The organism is Caulobacter sp. 602-1 (assembly GCF_003931565.1).
In the GTDB taxonomy this organism is placed as follows: domain Bacteria; phylum Pseudomonadota; class Alphaproteobacteria; order Caulobacterales; family Caulobacteraceae; genus Caulobacter.
Genome location: NZ_RRYI01000006.1, coordinates 33,896 through 56,231, shown reverse-complemented (window position 1 = coordinate 56,231; position 22,336 = coordinate 33,896). Strand labels below are relative to the sequence as shown.

17 protein-coding genes and 1 pseudogene are annotated in these 22,336 nt (G+C 67.5%); 13 read left to right on the top strand and 5 right to left on the bottom strand.

The window, feature by feature from the left end:
• Window positions 1-41 precede the first annotated feature (41 nt).
• The 3 genes from EIK80_RS17650 to sseA all read left to right on the top strand — a co-directional run bounded on the left by EIK80_RS17650 (window position 42) and on the right by sseA (window position 3,318).
• Window positions 42-1,271, top strand: coding sequence for a cyclopropane-fatty-acyl-phospholipid synthase family protein (locus EIK80_RS17650; protein ID WP_125158334.1), 1,230 nt, complete (start codon window positions 42-44; stop codon window positions 1,269-1,271).
• Window positions 1,272-1,429: 158 nt separating this feature from the next.
• Window positions 1,430-2,425: a cysteine synthase A gene (locus tag EIK80_RS17645; RefSeq protein ID WP_125158333.1), complete on the top strand. Its 996-nt coding sequence runs from the start codon at window positions 1,430-1,432 to the stop codon at window positions 2,423-2,425.
• 35 nt (window positions 2,426-2,460) lie between these two features.
• On the top strand, window positions 2,461-3,318 hold the full coding sequence (gene sseA, locus EIK80_RS17640) for a 3-mercaptopyruvate sulfurtransferase (protein WP_125158332.1): 858 nt from the start codon (window positions 2,461-2,463) through the stop codon (window positions 3,316-3,318).
• Here the strand turns inward: sseA and EIK80_RS17635 are convergent.
• A complete protein-coding gene (locus tag EIK80_RS17635; protein ID WP_233586808.1) occupies window positions 3,315-4,397 on the bottom strand; it encodes an amino acid ABC transporter substrate-binding protein in 1,083 nt (360 codons plus the stop codon). The two genes, sseA and EIK80_RS17635, sit on opposite strands and share 4 nt — an antisense overlap.
• A gap of 39 nt (window positions 4,398-4,436) precedes the next feature.
• Between EIK80_RS17635 and EIK80_RS26720 the strand changes: the two are divergent.
• Both EIK80_RS26720 and metC read left to right on the top strand, forming a co-directional pair.
• A pseudogene (locus EIK80_RS26720) lies at window positions 4,437-4,514 on the top strand (hypothetical protein); the annotation flags it as partial.
• Between the two features lie 41 nt (window positions 4,515-4,555).
• The gene (metC, locus tag EIK80_RS17630) at window positions 4,556-5,710 is read left to right on the top strand and encodes a cystathionine beta-lyase (RefSeq protein WP_125158331.1); all 1,155 of its coding nucleotides are present in this window, start codon (window positions 4,556-4,558) and stop codon (window positions 5,708-5,710) included.
• Here metC and EIK80_RS17625 read toward each other — a convergent pair.
• Window positions 5,707-6,117 carry a GFA family protein gene (locus EIK80_RS17625; protein ID WP_125158330.1) on the bottom strand — a complete coding sequence of 137 codons (411 nt, stop codon included), beginning with the start codon at window positions 6,115-6,117 and terminating at the stop codon, window positions 5,707-5,709. The two genes, metC and EIK80_RS17625, sit on opposite strands and share 4 nt — an antisense overlap.
• A gap of 183 nt (window positions 6,118-6,300) precedes the next feature.
• Between EIK80_RS17625 and EIK80_RS17620 the strand changes: the two genes are divergently transcribed.
• The 3 genes from EIK80_RS17620 to EIK80_RS17610 all read left to right on the top strand — a co-directional run bounded on the left by EIK80_RS17620 (window position 6,301) and on the right by EIK80_RS17610 (window position 9,363).
• Entirely contained in the window at window positions 6,301-6,774 is a 474-nt protein-coding gene (locus tag EIK80_RS17620; protein WP_125158329.1) for a DUF4126 family protein, read from the top strand.
• 2 nt (window positions 6,775-6,776) lie between these two features.
• Window positions 6,777-8,159: an FAD-containing oxidoreductase gene (locus EIK80_RS17615; RefSeq protein ID WP_125158328.1), complete on the top strand. Its 1,383-nt coding sequence runs from the start codon at window positions 6,777-6,779 to the stop codon at window positions 8,157-8,159.
• Window positions 8,160-8,283: 124 nt separating this feature from the next.
• The gene (locus tag EIK80_RS17610) at window positions 8,284-9,363 is read left to right on the top strand and encodes an alkene reductase (RefSeq protein ID WP_125158327.1); all 1,080 of its coding nucleotides are present in this window, start codon (window positions 8,284-8,286) and stop codon (window positions 9,361-9,363) included.
• 23 nt (window positions 9,364-9,386) lie between these two features.
• Here EIK80_RS17610 and EIK80_RS17605 read toward each other — a convergent pair whose 3' ends face one another.
• Complete coding sequence (locus EIK80_RS17605; protein ID WP_125158326.1) at window positions 9,387-11,030, bottom strand: NAD(P)/FAD-dependent oxidoreductase; 1,644 nt, start codon at window positions 11,028-11,030, stop codon at window positions 9,387-9,389.
• 237 nt (window positions 11,031-11,267) lie between these two features.
• Between EIK80_RS17605 and EIK80_RS17600 the strand changes: the two genes are divergently transcribed.
• The 4 genes from EIK80_RS17600 (at window position 11,268) to EIK80_RS17585 (ending at window position 18,777) form a co-directional block, all read left to right on the top strand.
• Complete coding sequence (locus EIK80_RS17600) at window positions 11,268-14,012, top strand: TonB-dependent receptor (protein ID WP_125158325.1); 2,745 nt, start codon at window positions 11,268-11,270, stop codon at window positions 14,010-14,012.
• Window positions 14,013-14,263: 251 nt separating this feature from the next.
• Entirely contained in the window at window positions 14,264-17,185 is a 2,922-nt protein-coding gene (locus EIK80_RS17595; protein ID WP_233586806.1) for a TonB-dependent receptor, read from the top strand.
• 100 nt (window positions 17,186-17,285) lie between these two features.
• On the top strand, window positions 17,286-17,807 hold the full coding sequence (locus EIK80_RS17590; protein WP_233586804.1) for an RNA polymerase sigma factor: 522 nt from the start codon (window positions 17,286-17,288) through the stop codon (window positions 17,805-17,807).
• Entirely contained in the window at window positions 17,797-18,777 is a 981-nt protein-coding gene (locus EIK80_RS17585) for a FecR domain-containing protein (protein ID WP_125158322.1), read from the top strand. The genes EIK80_RS17590 and EIK80_RS17585 overlap by 11 nt, the downstream gene beginning before the upstream one ends.
• A gap of 40 nt (window positions 18,778-18,817) precedes the next feature.
• Here EIK80_RS17585 and EIK80_RS17580 read toward each other — a convergent pair whose 3' ends face one another.
• On the bottom strand, window positions 18,818-19,516 hold the full coding sequence (locus EIK80_RS17580) for an FABP family protein (protein ID WP_125158321.1): 699 nt from the start codon (window positions 19,514-19,516) through the stop codon (window positions 18,818-18,820).
• 108 nt (window positions 19,517-19,624) lie between these two features.
• A complete protein-coding gene (locus tag EIK80_RS17575; RefSeq protein ID WP_158624730.1) occupies window positions 19,625-20,908 on the bottom strand; it encodes a M28 family peptidase in 1,284 nt (427 codons plus the stop codon).
• A gap of 406 nt (window positions 20,909-21,314) precedes the next feature.
• Between EIK80_RS17575 and EIK80_RS17570 the strand changes: the two genes are divergently transcribed.
• Window positions 21,315-22,334, top strand: coding sequence for a serine hydrolase (locus EIK80_RS17570; RefSeq protein WP_125158319.1), 1,020 nt, complete (start codon window positions 21,315-21,317; stop codon window positions 22,332-22,334).
• The last annotated feature ends 2 nt before the right edge of the window (window positions 22,335-22,336 follow it).

Below are 22,336 nucleotides of genomic sequence, written 5' to 3'. Positions count from 1 at the left end.
TACGAGCCGGTCGTTAACGGCGTTAATGAACGCGCAACCGGATGCGAGGCCACGCCTTGGATACGACGCTCTGGAACCACCCCGACCTGAAGGCCGCCCCGGCCGCCTTTCGCACCGCCCTTCGCGTGGCGGCGACGAACTGGGAGACCGGTTCGGTCACCTTCATCCTGCCCACCGGCGCACCGCTGACCGTCCGAGGCCGCCTGCCCGGTCCGGACGCCATGATCCGGATCCACGACTACAACTTCATCCGCCGCGCCTTCTCGTCCGGCGATATCGGCTTCGCCGAAGGCTTCATGGCCGGCGAATGGGAAACACCCGACCTGTCGACGGTGCTGGAGGCGTTCTCGCTGAACTTCGACAGGCTGTCGGCGCTGGTGGAGGGCAACGCGGTGATGCGGATGGTCAACGCCCTCTATCACCTGTTTCACCGCAACAGCCGCGACGGCTCGAGGCGGAACATCCACGCCCACTACGACCTGGGCAACGCGTTCTATTCGCGCTGGCTGGACCCCAGTATGACCTATTCCTCGGCCCTCTATGAGCGGCCCAACCAGTCCCTGCCCGAGGCGCAAACCGCCAAGTACGCGGCCCTCGCCCGGACCATCGACCTCTCACCCGACAAGCACGTGCTGGAGATAGGCTGCGGCTGGGGCGGATTCGCCGAGTTCGCGGCCAAGGAGGTCGGGGCCAAGGTCACCGGCATCACCATCTCCCAGGCCCAGTACGACTTCGCCCGCAAACGCCTGTTCGACCAGGGGCTGGCCGAAAAGGCCGACATCCAGTTGATCGACTATCGTGACGTCCGGGGTCAATTCGACGCTGTGGCCTCGATCGAGATGTTCGAGGCGGTCGGCGAGGAATACTGGCCGTCGTATTTCGGCAAGATCCGTGAGGTGTTGAAGCCCGGCGGCCGCGCCGGCCTGCAGATCATCACCATCCGCGATGAGCTGTTCGCCAGCTATCGCGGACGCACCGACTTCATCCAGCGCTACATCTTCCCGGGCGGCATGCTGCCCAGCGAGGCGCGCCTTAAGGAAGAGACCGAGCGCGCGGGCCTGGAGTGGAGCGATCTCAAGCGCTTCGGCCAGAACTATGCCGACACCCTGGCCGAATGGGCGCGGCGCTTCGAAGGCGCTTGGAGCGACATCCGCAAGGACGGCTTCGACGAGCGCTTTCGGCGGCTCTGGCGCTTCTACCTCAGCTACTGCGAAGCCGGATTCCGCACCGAGCGGACCAATGTCATCCAGTTGGGCCTGAGCCGGGGCTGAGTCGGCGCTGATATCCACAGACTGTGGATATCAGCGCAAGTCATGGTCAAGTTTGAGATTTGATGGCTGGGCTTATGCGCCCTCAGGAAAACTGGGGTTGCGCCGAGCGGTCGCCGCACGATCTACCAGCGATCCGAAAGATCCTCCCAAGGCCGACCATGACCGCCCTGCCCAGCGTCCCCCTTTCGAGCGTCCTGGACGCCATCGGAAACACCCCGCTGATCCGGCTGAACGGCGCCAGCGAGGCCACGGGTTGCGAGATCCTGGGCAAGGCCGAGTTCATGAACCCCGGTCAGTCGGTCAAGGACCGCGCGGCCCTGGGCATCATTCGTGACGCGGAAGCCAAGGGCCTGCTGAAGCCCGGCGGCCGCATCGTCGAGGGCACGGCCGGCAATACAGGCATCGGCCTGGCCATGGTCGCCTCGGCCCTCGGCTACAGGACCACGATCGTCATCCCGCGCACCCAAAGCCAGGAAAAGAAGGACGCCATCCGTCTGCTCGGCGCGGAGCTGGTCGAGGTGGACGCCGTCCCCTACTCCAATCCCGACAACTATGTCCGCTATTCCGGGCGGTTGGCCGAGGAACTTGGCGCCGTCTGGGCCAACCAGTTCGACAATGTCGCCAACCGCGAGGCCCACTATCGCACGACCGGCCCGGAGATCTTCGACCAGACCGGCGGCGGAGTTGATGGCTTCATCTGCGCGGTCGGCTCGGGCGGCACCCTGGCCGGCGTCGCTCAGGCCCTGCGCGAGCGCAAGCCCGATGTGAAGATCGGCCTGGCCGACCCCTACGGCGCGGCGCTGTACGCCTGGTACAAGGACGGCGAGCTGAAATCGGAGGGAACCTCGATCAGCGAGGGCATCGGCCAAGGTCGCATCACCGCCAACCTGAAGGATCTGGTCATCGACCACCCCTACCGCGTCACTGACGCGGAGATGCTGGAGGTGCTGTACGATCTCGTCCAGCACGAGGGCCTGTGCCTGGGCGGCTCGTCGGGCGTGAACGTCGCCGGCGCGATCAAGCTGGCGCGCGAACTGGGTCCTGGCCACACCATCGTGACCATCCTGTGCGACCACGGCTCGCGCTATCAGTCCAAGCTGTTCAATCCCGAGTTCCTGAAGGAAAAGGGCTTGCCGACGCCGCCTTGGATGTAAACTCGCCGCCGAGTCTGAAGTCTAGGAGGCGTTCCATGGCCATCCCGTCCGATCCGCTGGTCTCAACCGCCTGGCTGGCCGAGCACCTCGACGCGCCGGACGTGCGCGTGGTCGACGCCTCGTGGCACATGCCGGCCGCCCAGCGCGATCCAGGCAAGGAGTTCCTGGCCGCCCACATCCCGGGGGCGGTGTTCTTCGACATCGACGACATCTCCGACGAGACCTCGGACCTGCCGCACATGATCCCGACGGCGGTGAAGTTCGCCTCGCGGGTGAGGAAACTGGGCCTGGGCGATGGTTCCCGGATCGTCGTCTACGACAGCAGCGGCATCCTGCCGGCCGCTCGCGCCTGGTGGCACTTCCGCGCCATGGGCCATGAGGACGTGGTGGTGCTGGACGGCGGCCTACCCAAGTGGATCGCCGAGGGCCGCCCGGTCGAGGACGGCCCCGCCATGCCGCAGGAGCGGCACTTCACCCCGCGCTACCAGGCCGACATCTACCGCTCGCTGGAGCAGATGCGGGAAATCGTCGCGACCGGTCGCGAGCAGATCATCGACGCCCGCGCCGCCGGCCGCTTCGAGGGCAAGGATCCCGAACCCCGCGCCGGTCTGCGCGGCGGCCACATGCCCGGGGCCCGCAACATCCCGCTCTCGGCCCTGCTGGCCGCCGATGGGACTATGCTGCCGGCCGACCAGTTGAAGACGGTTTTCGAGGCCGCTGGCGTCGATATCAATAAGCCCATCACCTCGACGTGCGGCTCGGGCATCACCGCCTCGGTCGTGGCCCTGGCCCTGGCCCGCCTCGGCAAGCCGCGTTCGGCAGTCTATGACGGCTCGTGGACGGAATGGGGCGGCCTGGCGGACACGCCCGTGGTCACCGGCCCGGCGGCTTAGCGCAGCGGCGGGGCGTACAGCAGGCCCGGCTTGGGCGCGTTCCACAGCGCGTTCAGGCCGCGGTCCAGTTTCAGCGCCGAGCCGCCGCCGATCTCGCGGTCGAAGATCTCGCCGTAACTTCCCCCCGCGATAATCGCGCGGTAGGCCCAGTCGGCGTCCAGGCCCAGCATGGCGCCGAACCCGCCCTCGCCCAGCAGCCGCCGCGCCTCTGGATCGGCGCCGGTCTTCATGTCCTTGGCGTTGGCCTTGGTCACCCCGTGCTCCTCGGCCAGAACCAGGGCGTAAAAGGTCCATCGGACGATGTCGGTCCAGGCCGGATCGTCCTGGCGAACCAGCGGGCCGAGCGGTTCCTTGGAGATGGCGTCGGGCAGGATCACGTGGGCGCCCGGATCATTCAGCACCGACCGCGCCGCCGCGAGCGCGGAAATGTCGGCGCTGACGGCGTCGCACCTGTCGGCCTGATAGGCCGCTCGGGCCTGCTCCTCGCTGTCGAACGCCATGGCCGTGTAGGCGATGCCGCGCGCGCGGAAGAAGTCCTCCAGGTTCTGAGCCGAGGTGGCGCCGCTCTGGACGCAGATCTTGGCCGTGTTCAGCTCAACGGCGCTGGTCAGGTTCAGGCCGCGGCGGACCATGAATCCCTGGCCGTCGAAATAGGAGATCGCCGCCATGTCCAGCTGGTCGCCGGTGTCGCGCGAGAAGGTCCAGGACGTGTTGCGCCACAGGACGTCGACCTTGCCGGTTCGCAGAGCCGTGATCCGCTCCTCGTTGCCCAGCGGCACGAAGGTCACCTTGTCGGGCTTGCCCAGCACGGCCGCGGCCAGGGCGCGGCAGAAATCGACGTTGAAGCCGCGCCAGTGTCCGCCATTGTCGCGGAAGGCAAAGCCCGGCAGCCCGGGGTTCACGCCGCAACGCAACTCTCCCCGCGCCTTGACGGCCTTCAGGGTCTTGCTGGGCGCGGCGGGTTTGACGGCCAGCGGCGGCGCCTGTTCAGCGGGACGCGGCTCGGGCGCGGATTCGCGCCGATCGCACCCGGCGAGCGCGAGCATCGACAAGACCACTACGCCAAAACGCACCGACACTCGATCACTCCTTGAACCGTGCGCGCGCGGCGCTAGAGCCTGCCTGAGCAGGCTCTATCTCTTACGCTTAGAGCGTGGCAGACGCCAAAACCGCTCACACTTTTGGCTGCCACGCTCTAAACCACAACCGTACCGCCGCGTCGCCGAGAGTCCCCGCCATGGATGAAGAAACCCGCCTGATCCGCAAGGGCTCCGAACCGACCGCCCTCGCGCGCACGGTCAATCCGCCGATCCAACGCGCCTCGACGGTGCTGCTGCCCAACGCCGCGTCACTCTACGACGACGACCAGATCACCTACGGCATCACGGGCCTGTCGTCGCCGGCCGCCTTGCAGAAGGCCTTGGCCGAGCTCGAAGGGTCGCCGGATGTCACCCTCTATCCCTCGGGCCTGGCGGCGATCACCGGCGCCATGCTGGCGGTGCTGAAGGCCGGCGACGAGATCCTGGTGGTCGATAGCGCCTACAAGCCCACGCGCCGCTTCTGCGATCGTGTTCTGACCCGTTTCGGCGTCGCCACCACCTACTACGACCCAGCGCTGGACGCCGACGGGCTGATGGCGCTGACGACGCCCAGGACCCGGATGATCCTGCTGGAAGCCCCGGGCTCCCTGACTTTCGAGATGCAGGACGCGCCAGCCATCGCCAAGGCCGCCAACGACCGGGGCATCATCACCCTGATCGACAACACCTGGGCTGCCGGCCTCTACTTCAAACCCCTGGCGCACGGTGTGACGATCAGCGTCCAGGCCCTGACCAAATATGTCGGCGGCCACTCGGACTGCTTCATGGGCTCGGCCACGACCATGGATGTCGACATCGGCAACGCGCTGGGCGACGCCATGTGGGACATCGGCTGGTCGGTTTCGCCGGACGACGCCTACACCATGCTGCGGGGCCTGCGGACCTTGACCACTCGCCTGCCGCGTCACCATGAGAACGGCCTGGTCATCGCCCGCTGGCTGCAAGACCGTCCCGAGGTGGCGCGCGTGCTGCATCCCGCCCTGCCCGGCGATCCGGGCCACGCCCTGTGGAAGCGCGACTTCACCGGCGCCTGCGGCCTATTCGGCGTAGTGCTCAAGCCGTGCAGCCAGCGCGCCGTCCACGCCTTCCTCGACGCGCTGAAGCTGTTCGGCCTGGGCTTTTCCTGGGGCGGCTACGAAAGCCTGGCCATCCACTGCGATCCACAGCTGAAGAGCCGCTCGGTCCCGGTCGGTCTGGAGGGGCCGCTGCTGCGCCTGCACATCGGCCTCGAAGCGATCGAGGACCTGAAGATCGACCTCGACCGCGGGTTCGAGGCGCTCGGCTCGGCCTAGAGGTAGCGCATCTCAGCTTCGCTAGGCTGCTCCCACCAGAGATTGTCACGGCCGTTGCCGTAGTTGATCGGCGCGGCCGCCAGTTCCTCGGGCCTCGTGTCGTCCAGCGTGGCGACCTGGATCGAGACCACCTTGCCGCCCAGCTGCTCGACATCGGCGCGCCCGAACACGCGCACGCCGCACGTCACGCAGAAGCAGTGATCGCCGCTCATCGTGCCGAACCTGTAGGTCCCCAGGCTGTCCTCGCCGGAGAGCAGGCGGAAGGCCTCCGGCTTCATCAAGGCGCCCCAGCTGCGGGTCTTGGCGCAAATCGAGCAATTGCAACGGCCGGTTCCCGCCTGCAGGTCGATCTCGGCTTCGTAGCGGACGGCGCCGCAGTGGCAGCTGCCGGTGTGAATCTTGAGCATCTTCGTTCCTCGTGTCCGTTCGTTGGACACGGTTCTAGGCTCCTCCTGCTGACAGCCTGCCGTCAGTATCGATGTCGCGATGACGCCAAACGCGATTGGAAGGTGCAATCGCCGCCTTCGCTCTTGCGGTCAGGTTGCAAGGCAAGCCAGTCTCGGCGTCTCGTTGTGAGGGGGAATCTTTTCATGTTGCTCTACGTGTTCGCGTTGCTGATCGGCATGATCGCCGGCCTGCGCGCCATGACCGCGCCCGCCGCCGCCGCCTGGGCCGCCCGTCTGGGCTGGTTGCCCCTGGCCGGCTATCCGCTGGCCTGGCTGGGCGGGCTGATCCCGGTCCTGGTCCTCAGCGCCCTGGCCGCTCTGGAGCTGATCGCCGACCAGCATCCCAAGACGCCGAGCCGCAAGGTTCCGCACCAGTTCATCGCCCGCGTGCTCACCGGCGCCTTCGCGGGCGCGGCCCTAATGATGCCCGGCACCCACTGGCTGCGCGGCATGGTCATCGGCGCGGTCGGCGCGGTGATCGGCACGTTCGTCGGCGCCGACTTCCGCAGCCGCCTGGCGGCCCGGTTCGGCAAGGACAAGCCGGCCGCGATCATCGAGGACGTCGTCGCCGTTGTCGGCGCCTTCGCGATCTTCTTCCTGGCCAAGGCTGCGATCTGACCATGGCCGCCGCCGAAACCTTCGACGCCATCATCATCGGGGCCGGTCAGGCCGGCCCCTCCCTGGCCGGTCGCCTCAGCGCAGCGGGCTGGACCGTGGCGATGGTCGAGCGCAAGGACTTCGGCGGCACCTGCGTCAATACAGGCTGCATGCCGACCAAGACCCTGGTCGCCAGCGCCTATGCCGCGCATCTCGCTCGCCGCGCGGCGGACTACGGCGTTGTCCTCCAGGGCGAGGTCGGCGTCGACATGAAGCGGGTCAAGGACCGCCAGCAGACCGTGGTCCGCAACGCCCGCGGCAATGTCGAAAAATGGCTGCGCGGCATGAAGGGCGTCACGGTCGTCCAAGGCCACGCCCGCTTCGAGAGCGCCGACACCGTCCGCGTCGGCGAGCGTGTGCTGACCGCGCCGAAGATTTTCCTGAATGTCGGCGGCCGGGCCAACGCGCCGGACATGCCGGGGATCGGCGACATCGACTACCTGACCAATGTCGGGATGATGCAGCTCGATACGCTGCCAGAACATCTGGTCATCGTCGGCGGCAGCTATATCGGGCTGGAGTTCGCCCAGATGTTCCGCCGGTTCGGCAGCCAGGTGACGGTGGTCGAGATGGGCCCACGCCTGATCGGCCGCGAGGACCCGGAGATCTCTGACACGGTCCGCGAAATCCTGGAGGCCGAAGGTGTCGCCGTCCGCCTCAACGCCGAGTGCATCAGCTTCAGTACCTGCCCCGAAGGCTACTGCGTCCACGTCACCTGCGAGACCGGCGCGCCGCAGGTGACGGGCTCGCACGTGCTGCTGGCCGTGGGCCGCAAGCCCAATACCGACGACCTGGGACTGGAGGCCGCCGGGATCGCGACCGACAAGCGCGGCTATGTCGTGGTCGACGACCAACTGAAGACCAATGTCCCGGGGATCTGGGCGATGGGCGACTGCAACGGCAAGGGCGCCTTCACCCACACCGCCTACAACGATTTCGAGATCATCGCCGCGAACCTGCTTGATGACGATCCGCGCAAGGTCAGCGAACGCATCACCTGCTACGGCCTGTTCATCGACCCGCCCCTGGGCCGTGTGGGCATGACCGAGGCGGAAGCCAAGGCCAGCGGCCGCCCGCTGCTGGTCGGCCAGCGTCCGATGACCCGCGTAGGCCGCGCGGTCGAAAAGGGTGAGACCCAAGGCTTCATGAAAGTGGTGGTCGACGCCGAGACCAAGCAAATCCTCGGCGCGGCGATCCTGGGCCTGAACGGCGACGAGGTCGTCCATGGCATGCTGGACCTGATGTACGCTAAGGCGCCCTACACGGTCATCTCGCGGGCGGTGCACATCCACCCCACGGTATCGGAGCTGGTTCCGACCATGCTCCAGGAGCTGAAGCCGCTTTAGATTTTCACCGCGTGGCTTTCAGACGAAATCGAGACTGTTGCGGTTGCGATAGAAAACTCGGTCCCCACCTAGCTTCGCAGACGCCGACGGAGGGTCGGCGCCCCGCTCGAGGGACAAGTCTCCTATGCCTACCCTGTTCGACCCGCTGCGCGTCGGCGCGCTTGAATTGCCCAACCGCGTGGTTATGGCGCCGCTGACCCGCCTGCGCGCTGGTCCGACCAACATCCCCAACGCCCTGATGGCTGAGTACTACGCCCAGCGCGCCTCCGCCGGTCTGCTGATCACCGAGGGCGTGCCTGTGAGCCCGCGAGGCGTCGGCTATGCCGGCGTCCCGGGCATCTGGTCGAAGGAGCAAACGGAAGCCTGGAAGCAGGTGACCAAGGCCGTGCATGACAAGGGCGGCCGCATCTTCATGCAAATCTGGCACGTCGGGCGCATCTCCGCCCCCGAACACCTGCACGGCGAACCGCCGGTCGGCCCCAGCGCCATCGCCGCCAAGGGCCATGTCAGCCTGCTGCGCCCCGAGCGCCCCTACCCGACTCCGCGCGCCCTGACGACCGAGGAAGTCGGCGGTGTCGTCGAAGCCTTCCGCCAAGCCGCCCAGAACGCCAAGGACGCCGGCTTCGACGGCGTGCAGCTGCACGGCGCCAATGGCTACCTGCTCGACCAGTTCCTGCAGGACGGTTCGAACCAGCGCACCGACCAATATGGCGGTTCGATCGAAAACCGTGCTCGCCTGCTGCTGGAAGCGACCGACGCGGCGATCTCGGTGTTCGGCGCCGACCGCGTGGGCGTCCATCTGGCCCCGCGCGCCGACAGCCACTCGATGGGCGACAGCAACCTGCCGGCCACCTTCGGCTATGTCGCCAAGGCCCTGGGTGAGCGCAAGATCGCCTTCATCTCGGCCCGCGAGCACGAGGCGTCCGACAGCCTGGGTCCGGCGCTGAAGGCGGCTTTCGGCGGTGTCTACATCGCCAATGAGAAGTTCGATCTGGCCAGCGCCAACGCCGCCATCGCGGCCGGCAGGGCCGACGCCATCGCCTTCGGCAAGGCCTATATCGCCAACCCGGATCTGGTGGAGCGCCTGAAGAAGGGCGCGCCGCTCAATGCGCCCGATCCCACCACCTTCTACGGCTTCGACAACGGCGCCCGGGGCTACACCGACTATCCGACGCTGGCCCAGGTCAGCGAACCGGCCGAGTAATCGATGCGATCCTCGCGATGGCTTCAGGTCGTCGCGGGGATCAGCCCCTCGGCCATGTAAGCCTGCGCCACGGCCTCGGCGACCTTGATGCCATCCACCGCCGCCGAGAGGATGCCGCCGGCATAGCCCGCGCCCTCACCGGCTGGGAACAGGCCGGCGGTGTTCAGGCTCTGGAAGTCCTTGCCCCGGGTGATCCGGATCGGCGAGGACGTCCGGGTCTCGACGCCCGTCAGGAGCACGTCGGGGTGGTCGTAACCGGCGATCTGGCGGCCGAAGACCGGCAGCGCCTCGCGCATGGCCTCGATCACGAAGTCCGGCAGGCAGGCCGACAGGTCCGTCAGGGTGACGCCCGGCTTGTAGGACGGGACGACCTCGCCCAACTCGGTCGACGGCCGGCCCGCCATGAAGTCGCCGACCTTCTGGCCTGGCGCCTGATAGCTGGAGCCGCCCGCCACATAGGCCAGGCTCTCCCATTTGCGCTGGAACTCGATCCCGGCCAGCGGATGGCCCGGATAGTCGCGTTCGGGGTCGATGCCGACCACGAAGCCGGAATTGGCGTTCCGTTCGTTGCGCGAATACTGGCTCATGCCGTTGGTCACCACGCGGCCGGGCTCCGAAGTCGCCGCCACGACCGTGCCGCCCGGGCACATGCAGAAGCTGTAGACGGTGCGGCCGTTCTTGCAGTGGTGCGACAGGCTGTAGTCGGCCGCGCCCAGGTCGGGGTGACCCGCGCAGGCGCCGAAGCGCGCCTTGTCCATCCACGACTGCGGATGCTCGATGCGCACGCCGATCGAGAACGGCTTGGCCTCGATATGGACGCCACGATCGTACAGGACTTCGAAGGTGTCACGCGCGCTGTGGCCCAGGGCCATGACCACGTGGCTGGCCTGAAGGTATTCCCCCCCGGCGATATGCAGCCCCTTCAGCCGGCGCGCGCCGTCGGCGCCGACCGCGATGTCGAAGTCCTCGACCTTGTGCTGCCAGCGATACTCACCGCCCAGGCTCTCGATCAGCGCACGCATCTGCTCGACCATGTGCACCAGGCGGAAAGTACCGATGTGCGGATGGGCCTCGGTCAGGATCTCTTCCGGCGCGCCCGCCTTGACGAATTCCTCCAGCACCTTGCGGCCCAGGAAGCGCGGGTCCTTGATCTGGCTGTAGAGCTTGCCATCCGAGAAGGTCCCCGCCCCGCCCTCGCCGAACTGGACGTTGGACTCCGGGTTCAGCTCGCCGCGCCGCCACAGGCCCCAGGTGTCCTTGGTCCGCTCGCGCACCACCTTGCCGCGATCGACGATAATCGGCTTCAGGCCCATCTGGGCCAGGATCAGGCCGGCGAACAGGCCGCAGGGGCCGGCGCCGATCACCACCGGGCGCGGACCGTCGAAGCCCTCCGGCGCCTTGGCCACGAAGCGGTATTCGGTGTCGGGCGTGATGCGGACGTGGTGGTCGCCCGCAAAGCGCGCCAGCACGGCGGCCTCGTCGCGCAGCGCCACGTCGACCGAATAGACCATCAGGATCGCCGACTTGCGGCGCGCGTCGTGAGCGCGGCGGGCGACTTCGAAGCTCACCAGGTCGTCGGCCTCGATCCCCAGCCGTTCGACGATGGCGGGCTTCATCGCCTCCGGTGGATGGCCGAGCGGCAGCTTCAGTTCCGAAATACGCAGCATGGCGGGCGTCTTAGCCAAAAGCGGGCCGGCGCGCCATCGCGACGCGCATCGTCCGCGCGCCGCGCAAAGCCGTCAGGACAAGGATGAATCGGCCCAACCGTCGCAAACACTTCACAAAATTCCGGCTCCGAAAACTGTCCCCGTCGAGGCCCCGGCCGCCTCTCCCCGCCAGACGGCCGGCGGAGAAGCCTCTCCGTCCCGTCATCGCTCAAGCGGAAACCGCAAGGGATCGGGGCCATGCTCAAAGTCACCAAGTTCAACCTTCTGACCACGACGGCGCTGACCGTCGCCATGCTGAGTGTCGCCGCCCAGGCGCGCGCCGCTGAAGCGCCGGCGACCGCGCCCGCTCCCGCTCCCGCTCCCGCTCCCGCCGACGCGCCTGGCGACGTCTCGGAAGTCGACGCCATCGTCGTCACCGGCTTCCGCGACAGCCTGCTGCACGCCCGCGACCTCAAGCGTAAGGCCGTCGGCACCGTCGACGTGATCGTTTCCGAAGACATCGCCGCCTTCCCCGACCTGAACCTGGCGGAATCGCTGCAGCGGGTGCCGGGCGTCACCATCTCGCGCGACAGCGGCGAAGGCCGTCAGATCACCTTGCGAGGCCTGGGGCCAGACTTCACGCGCACCCAGCTGAACGGCATGGAAGTGCTGGGCAACACCGCCTCGGGCATGGACAACCGCGGCGGCGTCAGCCGCTCGCGCGCCTTCGATTTCAGCCTGTTCGCCTCGGAACTGTTCAACCGCGTGACGGTGCAGAAGTCCTACGCCTCCGAGCAGGACGAAGGCGGCATCGGCGGCACCGTGCAGCTGGCGACCGCCAAGCCGTTCGACTATCCGGGCTTCAAGGCCGTGCTGTCGGCCAAGGGTCAGCGCAACAGCAACGCCGACGACAAGATCACGCCGCGCGTGGTCGGCCTGATCTCGAACCGCTGGGGTGATTTCGGCGCCCTGGCCTCGATCGCTTATGGCGAAACCGACTCCAACGAGTTCGGCTATCGCAGCTACAATTGGGGTCGGATCCGCGCAAATCCGGGCAACATCGGCTCGGGGGTCAGCGCCGCCGACGCCGCGCGCCTGACGGCCGCCACCGCGACCGTCTTCGCCCCGCAAGCCAACACCTATTCGACCTGGTTCGACCACCGCAAGCGCCTGGGCGCGACGGTGGCCCTGCAGTACGAACCGGGCGACAAGCTGAAGCTGGCCTTCGACGGCCTGTACAGCCAGCTGGAAAACAGCCGCCAGAACTTCTCGCTGGCCACTTCGGGCGTCAACAGCCTGACCGGCAACATCACCGGCACGCAGGTGATGCAGACGGCGGTGATCCAAGGCGACACCCTGATCGCTTCCAGCTACACTGGCGTCGACATCCGCAGCGAGTTCAACCGCGAGGAAGACAAGACCAAGTTCTACCAGCTGGGTCTGAGCGGCTCGTACCAGGCCACCGACAAACTGCTGCTGTCGGGCCTGATCGGCTACTCGAAGTCGGACTACGCCCTGCCGGTCTTCGACAAGGTGTTCCTGGAATCCAAGAACTACGCCTTCAGCTTCGACGACCGTCCGAGCATGCCGGTCAACACCTACGGCGCCGGCCTGACCGACCCGGCCAAGTGGGACCTGATGCGCATGGACACTCAGGAGAACAAGATCTCCTCGGAATACACCAACGCCAAGTTCGACGTCGCCTTCGCGGCCAACGAGATCTCCTCCCTGAAGGGCGGCGTCTCGTACAAGAAGTTCAAGAACTACGGCGCTCAGTGGGGCGACAAGCAGTTCAGGAACGTCCCGGCCAACACCAAAATCCCGGACAATCTCAAGCTGGTCCTGCCGTTCAAGTCGCTGGGCGCCTACATCGTCGGTGACGTCGATCCGGTCTACGCCCAGATCGGCCAGACGCGGAACCTGGAAGCCCAGGGCGCGAAGTTCGCCACCCCAGGCACGGCCTTCACGGTGACCGAGGAGACCAAGGCGGCCTATCTGCAGTACGACCTGAACACCGAGATCCTGGGTAAGGGCGTGCGGGCCAACGCCGGCGTGCGCTACTATTCGACCGACCTGAGCTCGGACGGCACGCTGAACACCGGGACCAGCCTTCAGCCGGTGTCGATCAAGCACAAGTACAATGGCTGGCTGCCGGCCCTGAACGTGGCCGTCGACGTCAACGAAGGGATGGTCGCCCGCTTCAGCGCCAACCGCGACATCAGCCGCCCGGCCCTGGGCGACCTGGCCGCGGCCGGCTCGCTGACCACCGCCCCGTTCGGCGGCACGATCAGCACCGGCAACCCGAACCTGACGCCGTTCACGTCGGACTCGATCGAAGGCTCGCTGGAGTTCTACGACGGCAAGGTCGGGTCGTTCACGATCGGCGTCTTCTACAAGAAGTTGAAGTCGTTCATCACGTCGCAGACCAGCATCATGCCCTATTCGCAAACGGGCTTCCCGCTGTCGTTCCTGCTGCCGGGCCAGGATGGCTCGATCCTGTACAATGTCAGCCGCCCGGTGAACGGCCCCGGCGCCGACATCCAGGGCCTGGAAGCCTCGTTCCAGCGTGATTTCGACTTCCTGCCCGCCCCGTTCAACCACCTGGGCGTCGTGGCCAACGGCACCTATGCCGACGGCTCCTCGCCAGTGATCATCAGCGGCCAGTCGGTGACCCTGCCGCTGTTCCAGCTGTCGAAGTACTCGGCCAACGCCACGATCTACTACGAGACCGACACCTGGGGGATGCGCCTGTCGACCGCCTATCGGGACAAGTACCTGACCGGCGCCGGCGGCAACGGCAACATCGGCGACGGCTACAAGGCGACCAACAATATCGACTTCGCCGCCCACTACAACGTGCTGCCGAAGCTGAAGCTGACGCTGGAAGGCATCAACCTCTCCAACGAACACAGCATCCAGTTCACCGACATCGCCGCCAAGCGGACGACGGTGAACGTCAGCAGCGGTCGCACCATCCTGATCGGCGCGACCTACGAGTTCTGACCCCTCGAAGAGACCCCTTGAACTGGGCCGCCGTCCTCTTCCGGATGGCGGCCCTCTTTTTTCGCATGGCCAGCCAGACGTTGCTGTTGGGCCACGCCGGGGCGCTCGGACAGATCCGCCCACAGAACCTTCAAATTAGTGACATGCGTCCTTTGTAGGGGTTCGCGTGGGCGCCTGAAGCTTTGCCGGCCGCCGTTGTGAGGACCCTTATGGCGGGACGGCGCGCCTGGCTGTCACGATCAGGTCCGGTCATGGCCGGCTCGATACTGGCCCTGGTCGCCGTAGCGCCTGTGTGGGCCGAAGCGCCGAAGCGCTTCGAGATCCGTGGCGGCGATCTCTCTCAAGCCCTCAACGCCTTTTCTCATCAGGCCGACGTGCCGGTCATGACCCTGGCCGACATCCGCCGCCGCACCAGCCGTGGCGTGCGTGGCCTGCTGACGCCCGAGCAGGCGCTGAACCGCCTGATCGACGGTCAGAATCTGCGCGCCGTGGCGGCCGGGGGCGGCTATGTCCTGCGCGAAGCGACCGCCCCGCTTTCCCCGCCTCCTCCCGTCGCGCCGCGCTACCTGTCCTCGCCTGAGGCGCCGACCGAGGTCGACCAGGTCGTCGTCACCGGCTTTCGCGAAACCCTGCTGCACGCCCGCGACCTGAAACGACGGGCCGCCGGCGCTCAGGAGGTGATCCTGGCCGAGGACATCGCCGCCTTCCCCGACCTCAATCTCGCCGAGTCCCTGCAGCGCGTACCCGGCATGACCATCTCGCGCGACACCGGCGAGGGCCGCCAGATCGCGCTGCGCGGCCTGGGTCCGGACTTCACCCGCGCCCAGCTGAACGGCATGGAGGTCTCGGCCTCGACGGCCTCGGGCATGGACAATCGCGGCTCGGTCAGCCGCACCCGGGCCTTCGACTATTCGATCTTCGCCAGCGAGCTCTTCAACAGGGTCACGGTCTGGAAGTCCTACGCGGTCGACCAGGATGAAGGCGGCATAGGCGGCACGGTCGAGCTACGCACGGCCAAGCCCTTCGACTATCCAGACGACAAGCTGGCCTTCTCGGCCAAGGCGTTGAACAACAGCGCCACCGGCGTGGTCAGCCCGCGGATCGCGGCCCTGGCCTCGCGGCGTTGGGGCGACGTCGGGGCGCTGATCTCGTTGGCCTATAGCCAGAACGACGCCAACGAGTACGGCTATCGCAACTGGGGCTGGTCGCCGGTGACGTTCGGCGCGGCCAATATCGGGCCGGACGTGGCGCGCGACGTGGCCGATCGCCTGCTGGCCACCGGTCCCGACCGAGTCGTCGCGCCCATGGCCGAGAGCTATTCGACCTGGTTCGACCATCGCGAGCGGCTGGGGGTCACCCTATCCCTGCAATATCAACCCGGCGATCGGATGAGGCTGGGCGCGGATCTGCTTTACGGCCGGCTCTCCAACGATCGCGACGAATTCTCGCTGGCGGCGGCCGGCGACAATCCGCTGACCGGCGATGTCAAGGGAACCCAGCGCCTGCGCGCCGCCGAGATCCGGGGCGACAGCCTCGTCTACGCCGACTATTCCAGCGGCGTCGATCTGCGCAGCGAGCATAAGCGCTCGGAGGACACGACCGTCTTCCTGCAGGGCGCCATCAATGGCGAGATCCAGGTCAGCGACCGCCTGCGCCTGCGCGGCGCGGTCGGCTACTCGAAGTCGGATTTTGAGGGACCGATCTTCGACAAGATCTTCCTTCAGGCCAGCGACAAGGCCTTCGCCTACGACCTGCGCGGCGACGATGCGGCCGCCCACAGCACCTACGGCTTCGACCCAACCGATCCGCACTCATGGAGCCTGATGCGGGCGGACACCCGCGAGGATCAGGTCGTCAACCAGTTCACCACCGGACGCCTCGACTTCGACTACCAAGCCGCGCCGGCCCTGACGATCGAGGGCGGCGCCCAGTACAAGGCGTTCCGCAACGACGGTTACACCCGCCGCGGCCGCGCCGACTATCCGACCGGCGCGTCCGCGCCCCAGGCGGTCAAGGCGCTGGTCTTCGAGAAATCGCTGCGGCCCTACGTCGTCGGCGATATCGACGCGACCTTCGCGCGCCTGGGCCTGAACCGCGACCTGACCGAAGCCGACGACATGCCCGGCTCGCACTATTCCCTCAGCGAGAAGACCTGGGCCGCCTATCTGATGGCGCGGGCCAATGGTGTGGTGGGCGACAGGACCTGGCGCGCCGATTTCGGCTTCCGCTACTACGCCACCGACCTGACCTCGGCCGGCATGGTCAACACCGGGACCAAGCTCGAGCCAGCCTCGATCCACAGCCGCTACGATGGCCTGTTGCCCGCCATGAACCTGGCGGTCGACCTCTCATCACGTGTCGTCGCCCGCGTCTCGGCCAATCGTAACATCAGCCGGCCGAGCCTCTCGGACCTGCGGGCCGCCGGCAACGTCAACTCGGCCCCGTTCGGCGGGACCATCTCGGCCGGCAATCCGAACCTGCGCCCGTTCCTGGCCGACGCGGTCGAGGGCGCGCTGGAAGTCTACCAGAGCCGCGGCGGCTATTTCGCCGTCAGCCTGTTCTACAAGCGGATGGACTCGTTCATCACCACGGCGACCAGCGCGGTGCGTTACGGCTCGACCGGCTATCCGCTGACGTTGCTGGCGCCCGGCAACGGCCCAGACACGGTCTACACCTTCGTGCGGCCGGTGAACGGCGACGGAGCAGCGATCAAGGGGATCGAGCTGGCTTGGCAGCGCGACTTCACCTTCCTGCCCGCCCCGTTCGATCAGCTGGGCTTCGTCGGCAATGTCACCCACGCCGCCGGCCGCTCGAACGTGCTGATCGAGGACCGCTCGATAGCCCTGGACCTGTTCCAGCTGTCGAAATGGACCTCGAACGCGACGCTTTACTACGAGACCGCGCGGTGGGGCGCGCGGGTCTCGTCGGCCTATCGCTCGGGCTATCTGGACGGCGCGGGCAGTCCAGGCTCGATCGGCTCGGGCTACAAGGCGTCGAACAATATCGACTTCGCCGCCCACTACAATACGGCCGGCGGCCTGCGGATCGTGCTGGAAGGCGTCAATCTCACGGATGCGCCGATCACCCAATACACCGATATCACCGAGAAACGCCTGACCGCCCGCACGGTCAGCGGCCGCACCTTCACCCTGGGTGTGACCTATGAGTTTTGACGGGCGAATTCCGATTCCGAAACATTTTCTGTCCCCGTTCGCCCGGCTCGCGCCTCTCCCCTCCATGGACGCGTGCACGACCATGCCGACTGGAAGCGCCATGAAGGACGTCCTCGCGGCGCTGCGGCCTCACGAGCGCAAGCTCGCGGCCTATATCGTGCGGCGGTCCAAGGACCCGGCGCGCGCAGAGGACATCCTGCAGGAGACCCTCCTGATGGTGTTGCGCCAGGCGCGAAAGCAGGAGATCACCCAGCCGCTAGCCTATGCCTACCGGGTGGCGGATTCGCTGATCTACGCCCAGGCCCGCCGCGACCGGCGCGAGGAGCCGATCGGCGACGAGGACTTCGGCTGCGACCTGCCGCTGCCCGACGCGGTGCTGGAGCACAAACAACGGGCCGCGGTGTTCGAGAAGGCGCTGAAGCGTCTCTCGCCGCTGCGCCGCGACATCTTCATCCGCCGTCACATCGACGGCCAGTCCAGACAAGCCATCGCCGACGATCTTCGGATCAATGTGGAGGCCGTCAAGAAACACCTCGTGCGGGCCATGACCGAACTGGCCGGCGCGATGCAGGACGCGGCGGTCAACGCCGCGCGAGAAGGGAGCCGCCAGGATGCGCGCTAACGACAACTGGCGCCTGCCGTCCGAGGAGGATCTCGAGGTCGCCGCCGACTGGGCCGATCGCCTGCCCGACCTGACGCAAACCGAGCGCGCCGAGCTGGAAGCCTGGCTGGCCGGCGCGCCCAGCCGCGCGGCCGCCTTCGCCCTGATGCGTGACACCCAGCGCGACACCGCCCTGCTGGACGCCGCCGAGCGCGTCCGCGCCGCGCCCGCCAAGAGGCGACACCTGCGCATGGGCTTGATCGCCGCCGGCGTCGCCATGGTCGCGGGGCTGTCGGTCGTGGTGCTGATGCGTCCGTACCTGAGCGAAAGGCCGATCGACCTGGCCACCCCGGTGGGCGCGCGCGCCGAGCATCGGATGAGCGACAAGTCCGTGATCACCCTGGCCGCCGACACCGGCGTCTCGGTGCGCTACAGCCGCGCCGCCCGCGACGTGGCGCTGAACAAGGGCGACGCGGTGTTCGACGTCGCTGAGGACGCCAAACGACCCTTCCGGGTCCAGGCCGGCGACACCCAGGTGACCGCCGTCGGCACCACCTTCGAGGTCGAACTGGTCAGCGACGCCGTCCAGGTGCGCGTGTTCGACGGCGTGGTGCGGGTCAATCGCGATGGCGCCGAACGCCGCGTCGGCAAGGGCGAGTGGCTGATGCTGGCCGCCGACCGCGCGCCGGTCCAGGGTCGCCTGGGCCCCGACAGCTACCAGGCCTGGCGCTCGGATTGGCTGGACGCCGACGCCCTGCCGCTGAAATACGTGATCGCCCGCCTCAACCGCTACACGCTCCAGAGCGTGGCGTTGCACGACACGGCGCTGGGCGAGCTGAAGGTCAGTGGCCGGTTCAAGCTGGACCGCCCCGCCGAGTCCCTGGCGATGATCGCCGCCCTGCTGGACATGCGGACCGACCCGGACGGCCGCAAGGTCTATCTCTCGCCGCGCCAGACCTCGCCCGAAGGGGCGCGGGGACCGACAACCTAGCCCCGCGCGCCGTCGCCCAAGCTATCGTCGCGGCTCTGAGCTAGCTTTCGACCGGCTCACCGATTGCGATGAAGCCGTGGGCCTGGCTTCGCGTCGCCTCGCCGGTGGTGATGCGCATCAAGGGATTGGGCCGCGGCTCGGCGACCTTGGTCAGGGCGTTGCGGTCGACATGACGGAACGGCGCCGTGCGGCCGCGGACCTGCAGCATGGTGGTTGAGGTGTAGGACCACCCGCCGTCGGCCTCGAAGCGGACGTCCAATTCGTAGGAATCCGTCCGGAACGCCCACTCCAGGAAGTCGGTCGAACAGATGCCGTAGCCCGGCCCGCCCCGCTCGGCGCGAACGACCAGTCCTGAACCATCCTCGGCCGCGCGCCCGGCGGCCAGGGCAACCTGGCCGCGCGGAATGGCCAGGGTCTGCAGGATCAGGCCCGTCGCCGGCTCGTACAGCCAATAACCGACCTGGTCGTGAAAGCTGGTCTCCTCATCCGAGGCGACGATGTGGACATGATAGCGCAGGCCGTAGAACAGCTGCGGGCCGTTGGCCTGCGGGTCGATCGGCTGCATCTCGATGCGCTCGAGAAAGTCGCGCCGTTCGGGGCCTTCGGCCTTCGGGTTCAGATCGACGCCCTTCAGTCCCTCCCATACGCCAGCCAGCGGACGCAGCGGACCCAGATTGGCCAAGGTGTCCGGATCCACGTCCGAGGGCTCGGTGAAGATGTCGTCGGGAAAATTGATCATGCCGGCCTCCGGTGACGCTTGACCTCGGCTCTAGCGGCCCAGGCGCGCCGGTCAAGCCGAAGAACCTCCACTTGTGCGTTCACCGGCGACTGAGCCCGGATTTGCCGTTCAGAAGGTGGCGTCGATCACGGCTCGGAACGCCGCGGCGACCGGCTCGACCAGTTCCCCCGACACGCAACGCATATCGTCGCCGGCGGTATGGAAGTAGCGATGGCCGCCATAGAGGCCGATGGCCGACACGTAGCCGGCCTCGATCACATTGACGAGTTCGCCGCCGGCATTGGCCTTGTTGGCCTCGTAGGTGGCCTCAAGACCGGTGATGCCGTGGAAGGCTCGGCGGGTCCGTTCCAGCAAGTCCGGCGTCGCGGTCAGCACACGCTGGGCGTCGGCGCTGGGTAAAGGCCGCAGGGCGCCCAGTTCATGCCAGTCGCGCGCGGCGGCGCTTGCGCCGATGTGGACCCAGGCGTGGGTGTCGGCGGGCTTGGGCGCGTGGTGCTCCAGATAGCGCTCCCCGCCCAGATAGATGTATTCGTGGCCGCTGGTGGCGGCGAATTCCAGATTGACCTTGGGCTTGGCCGCCGCCAGGCCAAGGGCCAGCGACAGCCAGATCGCCACTCCCGCCCCTCGCTCGGCCGCGCAGGTGAACCAGCCCGAACGCGGCGTGGTGACGATCAAGGTCTTGGCCGCGCCGCGATCGAGACGGGCGATCAGGTTGTAGGCCGGTCGCCGGCCGACCTCGGCGTCGACCGTCAGGGTCACGGTCGCGCCCGCCTTGGCGGCCGCGACGAATGGAGGGGCGTCCTTGGGGGCCAGCAGGACGACTGGCTTCTGGAAGCCGGGTTCCGACGGGCTGACATTCAGGCCGATCACCTCGCCTGTCGGCCCCGTGGTCACGACCACGGCCGCCGCCGCGCCGCGATCAAAGGCGTCCTTCAGAGCGGCGCGGATGACCGGTTGGGCCATGCTGACCCACCGGCTGTACGGCAGCACGACCAGCGCGATGGCTCCATCAAGGCTCCCCGGCATGGCGGACGACTTGAGGGGCGCGGTCAGTCCCCCGACGGCCGTCGTCCTGACGGTCGCCTGCGGGAAGACCTCGGCGCGTCGTCCGCCGGCGACCAGCGTCGCCTGGCGCACATCTGCGTACGGGACCTCGAAGGCCTGTCGCTCGCAGCGATAGCCGAGCGCGGTCAGCTCCTTTTCCAGCCAATCGCCGCTGGCGTTGTCGCCCGCGCCGCCCGAGGCCTTGCCCCCAAAGCCGGCGAAGCGCTCCAGCACCATCTGCAGCCAGGCGGCGTCGAATTTGGCGGCCGCCGCTTGAGCCCCCGGCGCAGCCGCCAGAGCGCCGACGCCCAGGGCGCCCACCAGAAGATCCCGACGCGACGCGCCCATGCCGTTCTCCGTTCCCGTCAACCGTGGATGATGTGCGCCTCGACGGCGCGTCGGCGAACCATGGCGAGGGCCAAGGCGCATTGTCGCCGGCGAATCGCGGCGGCGCGGCGACCATGAACAGGCCTGGCATGATCCCTCCCTCGACGCCGTGATCGCCGCGCCGTTGACCTCGAGGACACACGCGTGCGTTCAACCTCGTCAACAATATTGTTCAACAATTTTTGTTGATGCTCGCGCGAAATGAAGTTCATCATCCGCGATGATCGAGCACGGCTTCCGCTTCGCCCCCGCTTCCGGCGCCAAGATGGCCATGCAGGACAAGCAAGCTCCGGGGCTCTTCCTTGTTGCGCCTGACTTCATACACGGCCCGGCCGACAAGGGCCTGCCAATTCATGGGAGGCGACTCATGCCATTCGCGATTTCACGCCGGACCATTCTGGCCAGCGCGGGGCTTCTCGCGGCCTCGCCAGCCCTCGCCGCCGCGCCGTCCACGGCCCTGCGGCCGGTGCTCGACTATCTGGGCGAGCAGAACACCACCGGCTTCCTGGTGGTCCAGCGCGGCGAGACACTGGTCGAAAAGAACTGGCCCCTGCCGGCCGACGCGGGCCAGTTTCGGGCCAGCTTCACCTACGGAACGACAAAGGACGGGGCCTTGCTGGAGGACGTCGCTTCGCAGCAGAAGAGCTTCGTCTCGATGCTGGTCGCCATCGCCATCGACAAGGGCCTGATCGATGTCGACAAGCCGGTCGCCCACTATATCGGCGCGGGGTGGTCCAAGGCTTCGCCCGAGCAGGAAGCGGCTATCCGCGTGATCCATCTGCTGACCATGGCCTCGGGCCTGGACGAGAAGCTGGCCTTCGTCGCTCCGGCGGGGACGCGATTTTTCTATAACACCCCGGTCTATGCGGAAACCAAACGCGTCGTGGCCGCCGCCGCCAAGCTGCCGCTCGAGACCATCACCCGCGACTGGCTGACCGCGCCGGCCGGGATGGTCGACACCGCCTGGCGCCAACGGCCGGCCGCCTTCGCCAGCGTCGGCAACGCCACGGGTCTGGTCACCTGCCCGCGCGACGTCGCCCGGTTCGGCCAGATCGTGCTTGACGGCGGCAAGGCGGCCGACGGCAAGCGGATCGTCTCCGAAGCAAGCCTCAAGGCGATGTTCGTCCGCTCGGCGACCAACCCCGCCTATGGCCGGCTGTGGTGGCTGAACGGCGGCTCGGAGACCATCCGAGCGACCGGACGCGCCACGCCGGGGCCCCCTATTCCCGCCGCGCCCGCCGATACAGTCGCTGCGTTCGGAGCGCTCGACCGTCGCCTCTACGTCTCGACCAGCCGCAAGCTGGTCGTTGTCCGCATGGGTCAGGCCGCGGCCGATCAGGATTTCGACCAGCAGCTGTGGCTGCGCCTGTCGAAGGCGCTGGGCTGACG

Coding starts and splice junctions, on each gene's coding strand:
- EIK80_RS17650 (WP_125158334.1), top strand. CDS start 42: ATGCGAGGCCACGCCTTGGATACGACGCTCTGGAACCACCCCGACCTG.
- EIK80_RS17645 (WP_125158333.1), top strand. CDS start 1,430: ATGACCGCCCTGCCCAGCGTCCCCCTTTCGAGCGTCCTGGACGCCATC.
- sseA (WP_125158332.1), top strand. CDS start 2,461: ATGGCCATCCCGTCCGATCCGCTGGTCTCAACCGCCTGGCTGGCCGAG.
- metC (WP_125158331.1), top strand. CDS start 4,556: ATGGATGAAGAAACCCGCCTGATCCGCAAGGGCTCCGAACCGACCGCC.
- EIK80_RS17625 (WP_125158330.1), bottom strand. CDS start 6,117: ATGCTCAAGATTCACACCGGCAGCTGCCACTGCGGCGCCGTCCGCTAC.
- EIK80_RS17620 (WP_125158329.1), top strand. CDS start 6,301: ATGTTGCTCTACGTGTTCGCGTTGCTGATCGGCATGATCGCCGGCCTG.
- EIK80_RS17615 (WP_125158328.1), top strand. CDS start 6,777: ATGGCCGCCGCCGAAACCTTCGACGCCATCATCATCGGGGCCGGTCAG.
- EIK80_RS17610 (WP_125158327.1), top strand. CDS start 8,284: ATGCCTACCCTGTTCGACCCGCTGCGCGTCGGCGCGCTTGAATTGCCC.
- EIK80_RS17605 (WP_125158326.1), bottom strand. CDS start 11,030: ATGCTGCGTATTTCGGAACTGAAGCTGCCGCTCGGCCATCCACCGGAG.
- EIK80_RS17600 (WP_125158325.1), top strand. CDS start 11,268: ATGCTCAAAGTCACCAAGTTCAACCTTCTGACCACGACGGCGCTGACC.
- EIK80_RS17595 (WP_233586806.1), top strand. CDS start 14,264: ATGGCCGGCTCGATACTGGCCCTGGTCGCCGTAGCGCCTGTGTGGGCC.
- EIK80_RS17590 (WP_233586804.1), top strand. CDS start 17,286: ATGAAGGACGTCCTCGCGGCGCTGCGGCCTCACGAGCGCAAGCTCGCG.
- EIK80_RS17585 (WP_125158322.1), top strand. CDS start 17,797: ATGCGCGCTAACGACAACTGGCGCCTGCCGTCCGAGGAGGATCTCGAG.
- EIK80_RS17580 (WP_125158321.1), bottom strand. CDS start 19,516: ATGATCAATTTTCCCGACGACATCTTCACCGAGCCCTCGGACGTGGAT.
- EIK80_RS17575 (WP_158624730.1), bottom strand. CDS start 20,908: ATGGGCGCGTCGCGTCGGGATCTTCTGGTGGGCGCCCTGGGCGTCGGC.
- EIK80_RS17570 (WP_125158319.1), top strand. CDS start 21,315: ATGCCATTCGCGATTTCACGCCGGACCATTCTGGCCAGCGCGGGGCTT.